General features: G+C 75.1%; 10 protein-coding genes and 1 pseudogene. 10 read left to right on the forward strand and 1 reads right to left on the reverse strand.

The annotated features are described in order from the left end of the window. The 3 genes and pseudogenes from E1211_RS21575 to E1211_RS21585 all read left to right on the forward strand — a co-directional run. Window positions 1-264: pseudogene (locus E1211_RS21575) on the forward strand (16S/23S rRNA (cytidine-2'-O)-methyltransferase); the annotation flags it as partial. Between the two features lie 94 nt (window positions 265-358). After that, a complete protein-coding gene (locus tag E1211_RS21580; protein ID WP_132350826.1) occupies window positions 359-1,243 on the forward strand; it encodes an NAD kinase in 885 nt (294 codons plus the stop codon). A 188-nt stretch (window positions 1,244-1,431) separates the two neighbouring features. Then, a complete protein-coding gene (locus tag E1211_RS21585; protein WP_132350827.1) occupies window positions 1,432-5,151 on the forward strand; it encodes a S8 family peptidase in 3,720 nt (1,239 codons plus the stop codon). 44 nt (window positions 5,152-5,195) lie between these two features. Here the strand turns inward: E1211_RS21585 and E1211_RS21590 are convergent, their stop codons facing one another. After that, window positions 5,196-6,182, reverse strand: coding sequence for a helix-turn-helix domain-containing protein (locus tag E1211_RS21590; protein ID WP_132350828.1), 987 nt, complete (start codon window positions 6,180-6,182; stop codon window positions 5,196-5,198). 70 nt (window positions 6,183-6,252) lie between these two features. On the opposite strand from E1211_RS21590, the gene recN reads away from it, so the two are divergent. The 7 genes from recN to E1211_RS21625 form a co-directional block, all read left to right on the forward strand. Then, a complete protein-coding gene (gene recN / locus E1211_RS21595) occupies window positions 6,253-8,010 on the forward strand; it encodes a DNA repair protein RecN (protein ID WP_132350829.1) in 1,758 nt (585 codons plus the stop codon). A gap of 119 nt (window positions 8,011-8,129) precedes the next feature. Next, the gene (gene steA / locus E1211_RS21600; protein WP_132350830.1) at window positions 8,130-9,308 is read left to right on the forward strand and encodes a putative cytokinetic ring protein SteA; all 1,179 of its coding nucleotides are present in this window, start codon (window positions 8,130-8,132) and stop codon (window positions 9,306-9,308) included. Between the two features lie 25 nt (window positions 9,309-9,333). Further along, on the forward strand, window positions 9,334-10,275 hold the full coding sequence (locus tag E1211_RS21605; protein ID WP_132350831.1) for a copper transporter: 942 nt from the start codon (window positions 9,334-9,336) through the stop codon (window positions 10,273-10,275). Window positions 10,276-10,325: 50 nt separating this feature from the next. Next, window positions 10,326-11,192: a hypothetical protein gene (locus E1211_RS21610; RefSeq protein ID WP_132350832.1), complete on the forward strand. Its 867-nt coding sequence runs from the start codon at window positions 10,326-10,328 to the stop codon at window positions 11,190-11,192. Between the two features lies 1 nt (window position 11,193). Then, window positions 11,194-12,903, forward strand: a complete 1,710-nt coding sequence (gene murJ / locus E1211_RS21615) for a murein biosynthesis integral membrane protein MurJ (RefSeq protein WP_132350833.1) — start codon at window positions 11,194-11,196, stop codon at window positions 12,901-12,903. Continuing rightward, the gene (locus E1211_RS21620) at window positions 12,900-14,069 is read left to right on the forward strand and encodes a glycosyltransferase family 4 protein (protein ID WP_132350834.1); all 1,170 of its coding nucleotides are present in this window, start codon (window positions 12,900-12,902) and stop codon (window positions 14,067-14,069) included. Before murJ ends, E1211_RS21620 begins: the two co-directional genes overlap by 4 nt. Next, window positions 14,069-16,351 (forward strand): hypothetical protein (locus tag E1211_RS21625; protein ID WP_132350835.1); only part of this gene is annotated, 2,283 nt, incomplete at its 3' end. The genes E1211_RS21620 and E1211_RS21625, both read left to right, overlap by 1 nt.

A 16,351-nucleotide genomic window follows, 5' to 3' on the forward strand; every position in this document is an offset into this window, starting at 1 on the left:
GGGGTGGTCCGCGACCCGGAGCTGCGCGCCGAGGCGGTGCTCGACGTGGCGGGGGCCGCCGCCCAGCTCGGCCTCGGCCTGGCGGATGTGGCCGCGAGTCCGCTGCCGGGGCCGAGTGGGAACGTGGAGTTCTTCGTATGGTTACGCCAGGACGCCGCACCGGCCGACCCGGAGCGGGTACGGGCGGTGGTGGCGGCCGGGCCGCTGGGTCCGGCGACGCCCGGTGACATGCCGGGAACGGCGGCGGAGGAGGTCGCAGGGTGAGGATGGGCAGGGCAGGGTCCGCGGCGGGCCGGTCGGCCCGCCCCGGGGTGTGGGCGGGCGCCCGGCGGCGTCGCGTGACGATGAGGAGGCCCCGATGACCCGGACCGCACTGCTGGTCACCCACACCGGTCGGCGCCGTAGCACCGAGCACGCCCGGGCGGTCGCCGCCGACCTGATCGCCGCCGGTTTCGAGGTACGCGTGGTCGCCGAGGAGGCCGACGACCTCGACCTGCCCGGCGTCGTGCCGGTCACCGGCCTGGAGGCCGCCGAGGGCGCCGAGATCGTCTTCGCGCTCGGCGGCGACGGTACGTTCCTGCGCGCGGCGGAGCTCGCTCGTCCCGCCAAGGCGCCGCTGCTCGGCATCAACCTCGGCAAGGTCGGCTTCCTCGCCGAGGCGGAGATCGGCGACCTGGACAGTGCGGTCCGAGACGTGGTCGCGCGGAACTACACGGTCGACGAGCGGCTCACCCTCGACGTGACGGCCGAATTCGAGGGCGGGCCGACGATCGAGTCCTGGGCGCTCAACGAGATCAGCGTCGAGAAGGGGGAGCGGGCCCAGATGCTCGAACTCCTCGTCGACGTGGACGGCCGGCCGTTGTCCCGGTACGGCTGCGACGGGGTGGTCTGCGCCACCCCCACCGGCTCCACGGCGTACGCCTTCTCCGGGGGCGGGCCGGTGGTGTGGCCGGAGGTGGAGGCGCTGCTGCTGGTGCCGATCAGCGCGCACGCGCTGTTCAGCCGGCCGCTGGTCACCGCACCCACCTCGACGTTCGCGATCACCGTGGACCCGTTCACCACCCTCGCCGTGATGAGCTGCGACGGGCGGCGGGTGTACGACCTGCCACCGGGCGCGCGGGTGACCGTGCGCCGGGGCGCCCTGCCGGTGCGGATCGTCCGGCTGCGGGACCGTCCGTTCACCGACCGGATGGTGGCCAAGTTCGGGCTGCCGGTGCAGGGCTGGCGCGGCTCGCGCAGCTGACCGACCCGCCGGTGCCGTCGGTAACCCGCCGGACACATGGTGGTTGTTCCGTGGTGGCCGCGGTGTCCACCTGGCGACATGTCGCCGGTGCGGCGTACGCCAGCTAGTGACCGTCCAGTGATCTGCGTCGCAGACTCCGATCGGTCGCCCTCCGAGGGCGCCGATTCTGGAGTAGAGGAGCGCATCGCATGCACTGGCCCTCACGCTGGCTCGCCGCCGGCGCGGTCGGGGCGCTGGTGGTCGGGATCGCCGCACCGGCGTCCGCCGATCCGGCCGCCCGGCCCGCCGGCGGGAACCCCGCCCCGTTCGCCCCGGGCGCCGCACCCGCCCGCGTCACCCTGATCACCGGTGACCAGGTCGTGTTGGCGCCGGCCGCCACCGGCCGTGTCGCCGCCACCGTTCACCCCGGACCGGGTCGTGAGCGGATCACGTTCCAGACCGTGTCGGCCGACGGTGGGCTGCGGGTGCTGCCCAGCGACGTCGTGCCGTACGTCTCCGCGGGTGTGCTCGACGCCGACCTGTTCGACGTGGAGGAGCTCGTCGCGCAGGGGTACGGCGACGGCGCGCAGGCCGGCCTGCCGCTGATCGTCCGCTACCAGGAGCCGGCCGCCGGTCGCGTCCGGCCACTGGCCGGGGCCACCGCCGCCCGGCCGCTGGAAAGCATCAACGGCGCCGCCCTGCGGGTCGACAAGGACGACCTCGACGAGTTGTGGGGCGCGCTGCGGAGCACGCCGGGCGGGCGTACGACCGCCGGCGCGGCGGCCAAGCTCGGCGCCGGCATCGAGCGGGTCTGGCTTGACGGGCGGGTCCACCCGGCGCTGGAGCACAGCGTGCCGCAGATCGGCGCCCCGACGGCCTGGGCGGCCGGCCGGGACGGCAACGGCGTCCAGGTCGCCGTGCTCGACACCGGCGTCGACGCCACGCACCCCGACCTCGCCGGGCGGATCGCCGAGGCGCAGGACTTCACCGGCAGCGGCAGCGCCCGGGACGGGCACGGCCACGGCACCCACGTGGCGGCCACCATCGCCGGCAGCGGCGCGGCCTCCGACGGCTTGCGCAAGGGCGTCGCGCCCGGCGCGAAGCTGCTGGTCGGCAAGGTGCTCGACGACTCCGGCTCCGGCTACGACTCGGGGATCATCGCGGGCATGGAGTGGGCCGCCCACTCCGGCGCGAAGGTGGTCAGCATGAGCCTCGGGGGCGCGCCGACCGACGGCACCGACCCGATGAGCCAGGCGGTCAACGATCTCACCGCCGAGACCGGCGCGCTCTTCGTGATCGCCGCCGGTAACGAGGGCGCCGCGCGGACCGTCGGCAGCCCCGGCGCCGCCACCTCCGCGCTGACCGTCGGCGCAGTCGACCGCAACGACGACCTGGCCCCGTTCTCCAGCCGCGGCCCGCGAGTCGGCGACAACGGGCTGAAGCCGGAGATCACCGCGCCGGGGGTCGACATCGTCGCGGCCCGCGCCGCCGGAACCAGCATGGGTACTCCGGTGGACGACGCGTACACGACCGCGTCCGGGACCTCGATGGCCACCCCGCACGTCGCGGGCGCCGCCGCCATCCTCGCCCAGGAGCACCCCGACTGGACCGCCGGCAAGCTCAAGGACGCGCTGGTCAGCACCGCGAAGGGCAACCCCGAGCTGACCGTCTTCGAGCAGGGTGGCGGCCGGGTCGACGTGGCCCGGGCGTTGGGCCAGCGGGTGTACGGGTCGGCCACCGCCGACTTCGGCCGGGTGGCGACCGGCGGCCAGGTGGCCGAGCGGGCCGTCACGTACACCAACGGCACCGGCGCGGCGCAGACCCTGCGCCTGGCGCTGGAGCTGCGCAACCTGGACAGCGGCGCGGTGGAGGGTGACGGCGTGTCGGTCGGCGCCACCGAGGTGACCGTGCCGGCCGGCGGCAGCGTGCGCGTCGTGCTGCGCGCCGACCCGGCGAAGCTGGACCGCGGCCCGCACGGCGGCTGGCTGGTGGCCACGGGCGCGGACGGCGTCGCCGTGCGTACCGCCGTCGGCCTGACCGTCAGCGGCCCGGTGCACACCGTCACCCTGCGCTCGCTGGACATGGCCGGGCAGCCCGGCGTGGCGACGGTGCTCACCCTGTTCGGCGAGCACCCCGAGTCCGACTACCTCGGCTGGGTTCCCGGCGAGTCGCAGGTGCAGGTCGAGGAGGGCCCGTACCTGCTGCAGGGCCTCATCGAGCACGGCGCGCCGCTGGACGAGCAGCTCACGCTGGTCACCGACCCGGAGTTGACGGTCGACCGGGACCTCACGGTGGTGCTCGACCCGCGCAAGGGCACCCCGGTGCGGATCGAGACGCCGAAGCCGACCGAGCAGCGCGCGATCATCAGCTTCTACGAGCACCGGGTCTTCGGCAACGGCCGGCAGATCGACCACGGCACGATGGCGTTCAGCACGGTTCAGCAGGTGAACGTCACGCCGACCCGGCCGGTGCGCCAGGGCGAGTTCGAGTTCTCCTCCCGTTGGCAGCTCGTCGCGCCCATGGTGGACGCCGAGTTCAGCAAGGTCTCCGGGCCGTTGGACATCAACCTGATGCACATGTCACCGGCGCCGGCCGGCCGGCGGAAGCTGCCGGTCGTCTGGGGCGGCGGCGGGACTCCCGCCGACTTGACCCGGGCCCGCGGCGCGGCCGTCCTCGTCGAGGGCAGCGCGGACCGTGCCGAGGACGACCAGATCGCCGCCGCGGCGGCGGCCGGGGCGGCCGCGGTGTTCATCGTCCGGCCGGCCGACTTCAGCGCGTGGACGGTGTGGAACCCGCAGGGGGAGCGGCTGCCGATCCCCGCGATGGCGGTGGCGCACGACGACGGGCAGAAGCTGATCGCGGCGGCGAGGACCGGCCGGGCGACTGTGGATCTGACGCTGACGGTGAACAGCCCGTACCTGTACGACGTGTGGCAGGTGTCGAAGGGGCGGATTCCGGAGAAGGTCGTGCACAAGGTCACCGCCGCGAACACCGCCGAGGTCACCGCGCGCTACGGCGACACCGGCGGGTTCGACTGGGCCACCGAGCAGCGGTTCGGCTGGCGGCCGTGGCAGGAGTACTCCTGGAACGACGACCAGCGGATCGTGCGTACCGGCACCACGCGGCAGGAGTTCGTGAGCTCCGGTGACTCGTGGTGGCAGCAGCGCGTGCTGCACAAGCTGCAGTTCTCCTGGGGGCCGCTGCTCGGTGGCCTGACCGAGCAGCCGCGCCGGTACGCCGCCGACGACCGGATCGACACGAGCTGGTACGCCCCGGTGGTACGTCCGGCCGTTCCGGCCGCCGCACCGGCGCCGACGCGGACCGGCGACAGCCTCGACCTGCGGGTGCTGGAGTTCGTCGACGCCGACGGCCACCACAGCCCGGCGGGCGCCGGCGAGGAGCAGGACACCAGGCAGGTCCGGCTCAGCCGCGACGGCACGCAGATCGCCGACCTCTCCGCCGGTTGGGCGCCCGTGCCGACCACCCCGGGATCGGCGCGCTACCGGCTGGACGTCACCACTGAGCGCTCCTCCGAGGAGTGGCGGTTCGGGACGCGTACGGAGACGGCGTGGCAGTTCACGTCGGCCCGGCCGAGCGGGGACGCGGCGAAGCCGCTGCCGCTGCTGCAGGTGGACTACGACGTGCCGGCCGACGCGCGCGGCGAGGTGTCGGGCCGTAAGGCGCACAAGCTCGGGCTGACTCTGCGCCAGCCGGCGGGGGTGGCCCGGCCGGCCGGCACCAGCCTGCGCGTGGAGGTCTCCTTCGACGGCGGCCACCGCTGGCGGCCGGTGTCGGTGAAGGGTTCGGGCACCCGGTTCACGGCGACGGTGCCGGCCGGGCACGGCACGGTGTCGCTACGGGTGCACGCCGGCGACCGCGCCGGCAGCACGGTCGAGCAGACCGTGATCGACGCGTACGGCCTGCGCTGACGCGGGCGGGGGCGGGACGGCTCGCGTCCCGCCCCCGGTCCGGTTCAGAGCCAGCCGCGCCGGGCGGCCTGGAAGGCCAACCCGGGCCGGGTGTCCACCCCGGCGGCCGTCATCAGGTCGGCGAGGCGCCGCTGCACGGTGCGGCGGCTCACCCCCAGCTGGGAGGCGATGGACTTGTCCGGTACGCCGGCCACGAAGAGCGCCAGCAGCCGGATCTCGTCGGCGTCCGGCCGGTAGTCGTCACCGCCCGGTTCGTGCACCGGGGTGACCGTCGGGCGCAGCGGCGTGGCGATGCGCCAGTGGCTCTCGAAGAGGGCGAGCAGCGCGTCGAGCAGCTGACTCCGGCCGATGATCGCGGCGCTCGTCTCGCCGCTGGCCCGGTCCGGCACCAGCGGGCAGATCGCCGTCCGGCCGTCCACGATGGCCAGCCGCACGGGCAGCCGGTCGAGCAGCCGGGCCTGCTCACCGGCGCGTACGCCCTGCTCGAGGTCCTCCAGCGCGCCAGGTTCGAGGAGCATTTCCCGTTCGTAGATGGCCCGGTAGCGCACCCCGCGGGCCAGCGCGTCGAACTCCTCGAGGTTGTCCTGCCCGGGCATGGCCAGCGGATTGGCGCGGCAGAACCACAACACCTCGTGGCGGGCGCCGTTCTGCAGGTCACGCAGGCGTTCCCGCAGCGCCGCGGCGCCGTGGACCACCTCCACCAGGTGCGCGGCGTCGTGCCGGCGCATCCCGGCCCGGTACTCCTCGGTCAGCTGGTTGACCGCCGCGCGGGCGGACTCCAGCGCCTCCTGCCGGCGCAGCAGCGCCGCGCCGAGCGGCACGTCGGGGGCGAGCGGGCGCAGCGGGGCGTCCGGGTCCGGGCCGGCCGGCGGCACCAGGCCCTTGCCACGCAGGGCCTCCAACTGCGCCAGCACCTCCGTACGCGGCCGGCGCAGCCGCTCGACCAGCTGGTCGACCCGCGCGGCCGTGAGCTGTATGAGCGCGCGGTAGAGCTGCTCCTCGTCCGGCGTCAGACCGATCACCTCGAACACGGGGCTGAACACTACGACGTGGGGTCGTCGGCTGGTCAACTGTCGGACCACGCGGCTACTGTCGGGTGCTGTGCTGGAGGAGCTGCGCATCACCGGACTGGGCGTCATCGAGGACACCACGCTGCCGCTGACCGGCGGGATGAACGTCATCACCGGCGAGACCGGTGCGGGCAAGACCATGGTGGTGACCGGGCTCGGCCTGCTCTTCGGGGGTCGGGCCGACGCCGGGCGCGTGCGGGCCGAGCCCGGCCGTGCCGTGGTGGAGGGGCGGCTGCGGCTGACCGGCCCGGTCGCCGAGACGGTGCACGCCCGGGTCACCGACGCCGGCGGCGAACCGGACGAGGACGGCTCGGTGCTGCTGAGCCGCACGGTGACGGTCGAGGGCCGGTCCCGGGCACACGTGGCGGGCCGCGGCATGCCGGTGTCGATGCTGGGTGAGGTCGGCGAGCAGGTGGTGGCCGTGCACGGCCAGTCGGATCAGCTGCGGCTGCTGCGCCCCGCCGAGCAGCGCTCCGCGCTCGACCGGTTCGCCGGCGCGGAGCACGAGAAGCTGCTCGAGGCGCTGCGCGAGGCGTACGCCGGGTGGCGGCGGGTGGTCGACGACCTGGCCGATCGGCGGCGCAACGCCCGCGAGCGGCACCAGGAGGCCGACCTGCTGCGGCTGGGGCTCGACGAGATCACCAGGGTGGATCCGCAGCCCGGCGAGGACGACGAGCTCAAGGCCGAGGCGCAGCGGCTGGAGCACGCCGAGGGGCTGCGCACCGCGGCGCAGCTCGCGCAGCAGTGCGTGGCCGGCGGCGCGGAGGCCGCCGACGACACCCCGGACGCCACGGCGCTGCTCGGCGCCGCCCGGCGGGCGCTGGAAGCGCAGGCGGGCACCGATCCGGCCCTGGGTGACCTGGCGGCGCGGCTGGAGGAGGCGGCCACCCTGGTCACCGACGTCTCCGCCGAGCTGTCGACCTATCTCGCGTCGCTCGACGCCGACCCGGCCCGGTTGCAGACGGTCTACGAGCGGCGGGCGGCGCTGCGCGCTCTGACCCGCAAGTACGCGGACGACGTCGACGGGGTGATCGCCTGGGCGGAGCGGGCCCGCACCCGACTGTCCGAGCTGGACACGTCCGACGAGTTCCTCGACGAGTTGGAGCGGGAGGGGCAGCGGCTCGCCACCGAGGTGGCGGAGCTGGCCGGGCGGGTGTCGGTGTCCCGGCAGGAGGCGGCCCAGCGCTTCGCCGAGCAGGTCACCGTCGAGCTGGCCGGGCTGGCCATGCCGCACGCCCGGATCGAGGTGGCGGTGCTGCCGCGGCCGGCCGGTCGCGCCGAGCCCACGCTGACGGTCAACGGGTCCGAGGTCGGGGTCGGCCCGGACGGCGGTGACGAGGTCGAACTGCGGTTGCTGGCCCATCCGGGTGCGCCGTCGCTGCCGTTGCAGCGGGGCGCCTCCGGCGGTGAGCTGTCCCGGGTCATGCTCGCCATCGAGGTGGTCTTCGCCGGCTCCGGAGGCCCGCCCACCCTGGTCTTCGACGAGGTCGACGCCGGTGTCGGCGGTCAGGCGGCGGTGGAGATCGGGCGGCGGCTGGCCCGGCTGGCCCGCAGCCACCAGGTGCTGGTCGTCACCCACCTGCCGCAGGTCGCCGCGTTCGCCGACCGGCACCTGGTGGTCGCGAAGGACACCGGCGGCGCGGTGACCACCAGCGGCGTGCGTGTGGTGGAGGACACAGAGCGGGCGCGGGAACTCTCCCGGATGCTGGCGGGTTTGCCGGACTCGGATCTGGGTATCGCTCACGCCGAGGAGCTTCTGGCCGTGGCGGCCAAGGAAAGGCGGGCGTGACCGCCGGTATTGTGAGCGCAAGCACACCAGCCTGCGCTCTGGTGTGCTTCCCTGGGTAGGCGGCCCTGCTCAGGCATGTCGCGACAGAAAACCCTGCCTCACATGCCAGGATGGTCACGATGCGTCTACCCACGTTGCGCCGGACCCGGAACGCGGAACCGGGCAGTGTCCTCGGCACGGCACGCCTGGACCGCCGTACGAAGCGGCTGGTCGGCCGGCTCCGCCCCGGCGACATCGCGGTGATCGACCACGTCGACCTGGACCGGGTGGCCGCCGACTCGCTGGTCGCCGTCGGCGTGGCGGCCGTGCTCAACGCGAAGCCGTCGGTCTCCGGGCGCTACCCGAACCTCGGCCCCGAGGTGCTCATCGGCGCGGGCATCCCGCTCCTCGACGACCTGGGCGAGGGCATCTTCGAGCAGATCCGCGAGGGCGACACCGTGCGGATCGAGGGCAACACGGTCTACGTCGGCGAGGAGCCGGTGGCGCACGGCGCGCTGCAGGACGCCGAGACGGTCGCCAAGGCGATGGCCGACGCCCGCGAGGGGCTGTCCGTGCAGTTGGAGGCGTTCGCCGCCAACACCATGGACTACCTCAAGCAGGAGCGGGACCTGCTGCTCGACGGTGTCGGCGTACCCGAGATCCAGACCCAGATCCAGGGTCGGCACTGCCTGATCGTGGTTCGGGGCTACGACTACAAGGCCGATCTGGACGTGCTGCGCCCGTACATCCGGGAGTTCAAGCCGGTGCTGATCGGCGTCGACGGCGGGGCCGACGCGCTGGTCGAGGCGGGCTACACCCCCGACATGATCATCGGTGACATGGATTCGGTCACCGACGACGTGCTGCGCTGCGGCGCCGAGGTGATCGTGCACGCGTACCCGGACGGGCGGGCGCCCGGCCTGCCCCGGGTGACCGCGCTCGGCGTCCCGGCGGTGACCTTCCCGGCCGCCGCGACCAGCGAGGATCTCGCCATGCTGCTCGCCGACGAGAAGGGCGCCTCGCTGCTGGTGGCCGTCGGCACCCACGCCACCCTGGTGGAGTTCCTCGACAAGGGTCGTGGCGGCATGGCCTCGACGTTCCTCACCCGGCTAAAGGTCGGCGGCAAGCTGGTCGACGCCAAGGGCGTGAGCCGGCTCTACCGGCAGAGCATCTCCGGCTCGTCCCTGCTGCTGCTGGTGCTCTCGGCGGTCGCCGCGATGGCCTCCGCGGTGGCCGTCTCCACGGTCGGAAAGGCGTACCTGGGCGTGGTCTCCGAGTGGTGGGACAATTTCGTCTTCCAGCTCGGCCAGCTCTTCTAGCTCCGACGATCAAGAGGCTGCAAGCGTGATCAATTTCCGCTACCACGTGGTGTCGCTGACCGCGGTGTTCCTGGCGCTGGCCATCGGCCTGGTGGTCGGCACCGCCGCACTCAACGGTCCGGTGGCCGACTCGCTCAAGGAGCAGGTCACCGCCCTGCGCAAGGACAACCAGCAGATGCGCCAGGCGTACAACAACATGGAGAAGGAGCTGGAGTCGGAGGAGGGCTTCGCGGCGGAGATGTCGCAGGTCGTCCTCCCGGGCAAGCTCGCCGGCCGTCGGGTGCTGGTGCTCAGCCTGCCCAGCGGGCGGGACCACACCGAGGGCGTGTTGAAGATGCTCCAGATGGCCGGCGCGAACATCACCGGCCGGGTGGACCTCCAGGACAAGTTCATCAACCCGGACAACAACAACAATCTGCTGGAGCTGGCGGTGACCGCGGTCCGGCCGACCAGTGCGCAGACCAGCACCCTGCCCGGCAACGGCGAGGGGGTGGAGACCTCCAGCGCCCTGCTCGCCAGCGTGCTGCTCGACCGGGGGGCGGGCGTCACCCCGGTCAGCGACGCCGACCGGCGGGCGGTGCTCGCCGCCTACACCAACGAGGGCTACCTCACCACCGAGGACCGGATCAGCGGTCCGGCGGAGGCCGTCGTGGTGGTCAGCGGCCAGCCGTACGTCGACAAGGACTCGGCCAAGAAGGACGAGTCGGTGGGGAAGGTCGCCGAGCAGTTCGACCGGACGGGTGCGATCGTGGTCGGCGGCAACGGTTCCGACGGCGGCAACCTCGTGGCGATCGTGCGCGGCGATGCCGTCCTCTCCCAGTCGATCTCCACCGTCGACAACGCGAACACCATCCAGGGTCAGCTGGTCACCACCCTCGCCCTGGTGCAGCAGCTCACCGAGAAGAAGGCCGGCCAGTACGGCATGGGCGACAACGCCGAATCGCAGCTGCCTAAACTGCCCCAGTGACCGAATCACGGGACCGGATGTGGCGTCGACGAGCCGATCGGAGTGACCGCGTGAGCATGCTGGGTCGGCTGCTGGCCGCCGGCGCCGGGGCGGTCGCCGCCCGGTACGCGCTGCGCGAGGTGCGTACCTCGCCGGCCGGGCCGGCGCTGGCGCGCACCAACTTCCGAGGCCGGCCGGTGAGCCTCGCGGCCGGGCCGGCGCTCGCCGTCGGCGCGTCCGGCGGCGCGGCGTTCGGCGCCACCAGCGTGGCCTCCGGTGCCGCGACGATGGTGGCGGGCCTCGGCGCGGGCGCGGTGGGGCTCTACGACGACGTGGTCGGCGCCCGGCCGGAGCAGAAGACGGCCAAGGGCTTCGCCGGTCACCTCGCCGCGCTGCGGGAGGGGCGGGTCACCGCCGGCCTCGTCAAGATCGTCGGGGTGGGCGCCGCGGGGCTCGGCGCGGCCGCGCTGCTCGCCGCCGACCCGCGGGTCGCCGGGCACCGCGGCCGGCGCCGGCTGGGCGCCCTCGGCCGCGGCGCCGACGTGCTGCTCGGCGCGGGTGTGGTGGCCGGCACCGCGAACCTGCTCAACCTGCTCGACCTGCGCCCCGGCCGGGCGCTCAAGTCGGGCCTGCTGCTCGGCGCTCCGCTGGCCGGCGGCCCGCACGGCGGGATCGCCGCCGGGGCGGCCGGGGCGGCCGCCGGGCTACTCCCCGATGACCTCGGCGAGGAGGTGATGCTCGGCGACAGCGGCGCGAACGCCCTCGGCGCGGTGCTCGGCGTCGCGCTCGCCGCCCGTACCGGCCCGCTCGGGCGCGCCGGGCTGCTCGCCGTGCTGGCCGGTCTCACCGCCGCCAGCGAGAAGGTCAGCTTCACGCAGGTGATCCAGCGGACCCCGGGGTTGCGTGAGCTCGACGCGCTGGGCCGACGCGCCGACTGACGTGACCAGACCGGCCCCCCTCGCCGGCGCCGGCCGGGTGGCCGGAGCAGCCGCGCTCATCGCCGTCCTCACCGTGGTCAGCCGCCTGGCCGGCTTCGGCCGCACGGCCGTTTTCACCTGGACGCTGGCCCCCACCGACCTCGGCGGCACCTACATCGTCGCCAACGCGGTACCGAACCTCATCTTCGAGATCGTGGCCGGTGGAGCCCTGGCCAGCCTCGTCGTGCCGCTGCTGGCCGGTCCGGTCGAGGCCGGCGACCGGAAGACGGTGGCTCGCACCACCGGTGCCCTGCTCACCTGGACGTTGGCGCTGCTGGTGCCGCTGGCCGTCCTGGTGGTCCTCTTCGCCGAGCCGATCGTCGGGTTGCAGGGCAACGGCCTGACCGCCGCCCAACAGCAGAGCGGTGCGCGGATGCTCCAGGTCTTCGCCCCGCAGCTGCCCCTCTACGGGATCGGCATCGTGCTCACCGGGGTGCTTCAGGCGCACCGCCGGTTCGCGTGGCCGGTGATCGCGCCACTGCTGTCCAGCCTGACGGTGATCGTGGTCTACCTCGGCTTCACCGCCCTGGAGGGGCGGCTGGCCACCGTCTCCGACGTCAGCGCGGACGGGGAGTTGCTGCTGTCGGCGGGCACCACGCTCGGCGTGGTGGTGCTGTCGCTCTCGCTGCTGATTCCGCTGCGCCGGCTGCGGCTGCGCCTGCGACCGGGCTTCGGTTTCCCCGCCGAGGCACGTGCCCGGGTACGGGGCCTCGTCGCGGCCGGAGCCATCACGGTCACGGCCCAACAGGTGGCGCTCGCGGTGAGCATCAACCAGGTCGCCTACGGCACGGCCGACAGCCCCGGCGTCTACAACCTGGCCTGGACCGTCTACCTGCTGCCGTGGGCCGTGCTCGCCGTGCCGCTGGCGGTCGCCGCATACCCCACCCTCGCCGCAGCCCGCGCCGCCGGTGACGAGCAGGCGTACCGGTCGACCCTCGCACCGACTGTCCGCAGCGTGTTGCTTTTCAGCAGTCTCGGCGCCGCCGCGCTGGTCGGCACCGCCGTTCCGGTCGGGCATCTCTTCTTTCCGGGGTCGGCGACGACAGCGGGCGCGGCAGCCGCCGCGATCGCCGGGTTCGCCCCCGGTCTGCTCGGCTACGGTCTCTTCGCGGTGCTCACCCGGGCGCTCTACGCACGCGGGGAGACCAGGGCGGCGACCGTCGCCACCGCTGTCGGGTGGCTGCTGGTGCCTGTGGCGGTTCTGCTGTTCGGGGCGGTGCTGCCGACCGGGGACCGGGTGTTGGCGGTGGCGCTGGCCAACTCGGTCGGAATGCTGCTCCTCGGCGGCCTGCTGATCGTCGCGGTACGGCGTACGGCGGGCGCCGCGGCGCTGGCCGGCGCGCCGCGGGCGGCGGCGGCCGGGCTGCTCGGCGGGCTCGCCGGAGCGCTCGCCGGCGTGGGCGTGCTCCGCTGGCTCGACACGCCGGGCGACGGCACCCCGACCGTCGGGGCGGCACTCGGTCAGGGCATGCTGTCCGGAGTTCTGGTCGGCGTCGTGTTCCTCGCCGTGGTCTGGCTCGTCGACCGGCAGGCCGTACGACCGCTGCTCGCCGGGGTGCTGCGACGCCTGGGTCGCGGCGGCGGGCGGGGGCACGGGAGCGCGGGAACGGCACGGGAGCAGGACGGCAGCCCTCCGGAGCGGGGTGACGGGAAGGAGACGGTGTCCGGGTGAGCGCGGCGACGGAACCGACACCCGGCGGGCCGGGCAGCGTGGCGCTGCTGCTCGCCTCCAGCACCGGTGGCGTGGGGCAGCACGTCCGGTCGGTGGCTCGAGGGCTCGCCGCCGCCGGCACGACGGTGCTCGTCTGCGGGCCGGCCGCCACCCAGGAGCAGTTCGACTTCACCGGCGTCGGGGCGCGCTTCGAGCCGGTCGAGATCCCCGCCAAACCGACCCCGGCCGACGCCCGCGCGGTCTCCGCCCTGCGCCGCGCCCTGGCCGGCACGCCGGTGGACGTGGTGCACGCGCACGGCCTGCGGGCGGGGCTCGTCGCGGTGCTGGCCCGGCCGGCGGCGCCCGTCGTGGTCACCTGGCACAACGCGGTGCTCGCCGGTGGGCTGCGCGGCGCCCTGTCCCGGCTCGTCGAGCGGGTGGTCGCCCGGGGCGCCCGGGTCGCGCTCGGCGCCTCCGCCGACCTGGTCGACCGGGCCACGGCGCTCGGCGCCGCCGACGCCCGGCTGGCCCCGGTCGCGGCCCCCACGCTGCCGGCCCCGCGCCGCCGTCGCGCCGCGGTGCGCGCCGAGTTCGGCGTGCAGGGCGAGCAGCCCCTCGTCCTTTCGGTCGGCCGGCTGCACCCGCAGAAGCGGTACGACATCCTGATCGACGCGGCGGCGCGCTGGCGTTCCCGCGACCCGGCGCCGGTCGTGGTGATCGCCGGCAGTGGCCCGGCGTACCTGCCGCTGGCCGCGCGGATCTCCGCGGTCCGGGCGCCGGTGACCCTGCTCGGTCACCGCACCGACGTGGCGGACCTGCTTGCCGGCGCCGACCTCGCCGTGGTCACCAGCGACTGGGAGGCCCGCCAGCTCTTCGCGCAGGAGGCGCTGCGCGCCGGCGTACCGCTGGTGGCGACCGCGGTGGGCGGCCTGCCCGACCTCGTCGGCGACGCGGCGTTGCTGGTGCCCCCCGGAGAGGTGGACGCGATCGACAACGCCGTGCGTGACCTCCTCGACCACCCCGACCGCCGGGCCGAGCTGGGCCGCCGCGGAGCCGAGCGCGCGGCCACCTGGCCCACCGAGGCGGACACCGTCGCCACCCTGGCGGCGCTCTACGCCGAGCTGGCCGCGCACCCCGACGACCCCGCCGCCGCGGGCGTCGACGCACCCGGAACGGGATCTGGCTGATGCTGCGCCGACTCGCCCCCGTCGTGCTGAGCCTCCTGGTGATGGTGCTCGGCGTCACGGCGCTCGCCGCGCGGCCGCAGCGCAGCGCCCCACCCCACACCGCCGACTTCGTGGTCGTCGCCGGGGTCGCCGGGCTGCGGTGGGAGGACGTGGACCCGCGGACCACCCCCACGCTGTGGCGGATGGCCGAGCGGGGCTCGATCGGTTCCCTGTCGGTCCGCTCGGCGCACCGGCCCACCTGCCCGGTGGACGGCTGGTTGACCCTCGGCGCGGGCAGCTTCGCCGCGTGGAACGGCAACCGGCCCGCCGGCGGCTGCCCGCAGCAGGCGGTGACGGTGGAGCGGCCCGACGGCACCGGGGCGAAGCTCCCCGATCAGGAGAGCGTGGTCCATTACAACCAGGAACAGCTGCCGTGGGGCGCCGTGCCCGGTTCGCTCGCCGAGTCGGTGCGTTGTTCGGTGGCGGTCGGTCCCGGCGCGGCCGTGGCCGCCGCCCGGCCGTTCGGCCGGGTGGACCGGTACGCGCCGGCGCTGCCGGAAGACCCGACCCAGCTGCTCGGTTCGTGCGTGCTCAGCATCGTCGACCTCGGCACCGTGGCGGGCACCACCAGGGCACAGCGGGAGGCGGCCGCCCGGACGGCCGACGCGCAGCTGGCCCGGGTGCTCGCCGCCCGTCCGCCGCACTCGCTGGTGCTGGTCGCCGGGATCTCGGACACCGATCGGTCGGCCCGGCTGCACGTGGCGGTCGCCGACGGGCCGGGCTGGGAGCGGGGGTGGCTGACCTCGCCGACCACCGGCCGCGACGGATACCTGCAACTCGTCGACCTCGCGCCGACGGCGCTGGCCGCGCTGGGCCGCCCGATGCCGGAGCGGCTCTTCGTGGGCCGCCCGGCCGTCGCGGTGGACGGCCGTCCCGACCTGGCCGACGCGATCGCCAAACCGCTGGACGCCGAGCGGGAGGCGGCGAACCAGCGGGCCGTCGCCGGCTGGTTCTACACCCTGCTCGCCGCGGTCCTGATGCTGCTGGCCGTGGCCGTGCTGCCGCTGCTGCGCCGGGCCCGCCGGCACGCCGGCCCGCACGGCCCGGAGCCGGTCCCGCGGCGGGTGGTGGCGGTCGTGGAGCTGCTCCTCATCGCCGCCGCGCTCGCGGTGCCGGCCGCGCTGCTCGCCGACGCGGTGCCGTGGTGGCGGGCGGAGCGGCCCGGCCTGACCTTCGCCGGGGTGACCGCCCTGCTGGTGGCCGCCGGCACCGCCGCGGTCCGGTTCGCGCCGGGGTACGGCAGCACCCTCGGGCCGTTGGGCGCGGTCGCCGCCCTCACCGCGCTCGTCGTGGGGGCCGACGTGGTCACCGGCGCGCGGTTGCAGCTCAACGGTGTGGTCGGCTACTCGGCGCAGGCGGGCGGTCGGTACGCCGGGCTGGGCACCGTCGGGCTGGGGGTCTTCCTGGCCGCCGCGCTGCTGAGCGCGGGCTGGCTCGCCCAGCAGGTGCGCAAGGGCTGGCGCCCGGCGGTGATGGTGGCGGTCACCGGCCTCGCCGTGGTGATCGTGGGCAGCCCGTACCTGGGGGCGGACCCGATCGGGGCGATCGCGTTGACCGCCGGGCTCAGCGTCGCGGCGGTGATCAGCGCCGGTGGTTGGCTGACGGTGAGCCGCCTGGCCTGGGCGGTGATGGCGGCGCTCGGGGTCACCATCGGCCTCGCGGTGCTGGACCTGCGCCGCCCGGTGGGGGAGCGGGGCAGCCTGGGGCGGTTCCTGGCCGCCTTCGGCGACGGCACCGGCGGGCTCACCCTGCACCGCTTCAGCACCTCCAACTTCGACACCCTGGTGAGCAGCCCGCTGACGGTGCTGGCCCTGGCCGGCGCGTTGCTGGTGTGGTTCGCCCTGCTGCAGCCTTGGGGCGGGCTGATGCGGTTGTTCGGCATCTACCCGGCGATGCGGGCGGCGATGGCCGGCACTGCGGTGGCGGCGGTCATCGGCGGTGTGCTCGGCGGTGTGGCACTGGACGTGGCGGGCGCCGCGGCCGCTCTGGTGGTGCCGATGGCGGCGCTGGCCGCGCTGCGGGTGCTGGACCACTCGACCGACCGGACCGTGCCGACCTCCGGCCGGCCCCGCGGGGTGGGCTCGGGTGTGGCCGGCGAGGACGGGTCGGGCTCGGACGGCGGCGGCACCGGCGGGGTCGGACCGCTCGGTGACGGTGGCCCGGGCGGCGCGGGTGGCGCGACCGGGGGCCGGGACGCCGGCCGCGTCCAGCCCGGCACCGCGACCTCGGACGGGCCGGTGGGG

Origin of the sequence: Micromonospora sp. 15K316 (genome assembly GCF_004348525.1) — a bacterium.
GTDB lineage: Bacteria > Actinomycetota > Actinomycetes > Mycobacteriales > Micromonosporaceae > Micromonospora.

Bases quoted from the DNA above. Each gene is read 5' to 3' on its own strand.
- E1211_RS21580 (WP_132350826.1), top strand. From the start codon at position 359: ATGACCCGGACCGCACTGCTGGTCACCCACACCGGTCGGCGCCGTAGC.
- E1211_RS21585 (WP_132350827.1), top strand. From the start codon at position 1,432: ATGCACTGGCCCTCACGCTGGCTCGCCGCCGGCGCGGTCGGGGCGCTG.
- steA (WP_132350830.1), top strand. From the start codon at position 8,130: ATGCGTCTACCCACGTTGCGCCGGACCCGGAACGCGGAACCGGGCAGT.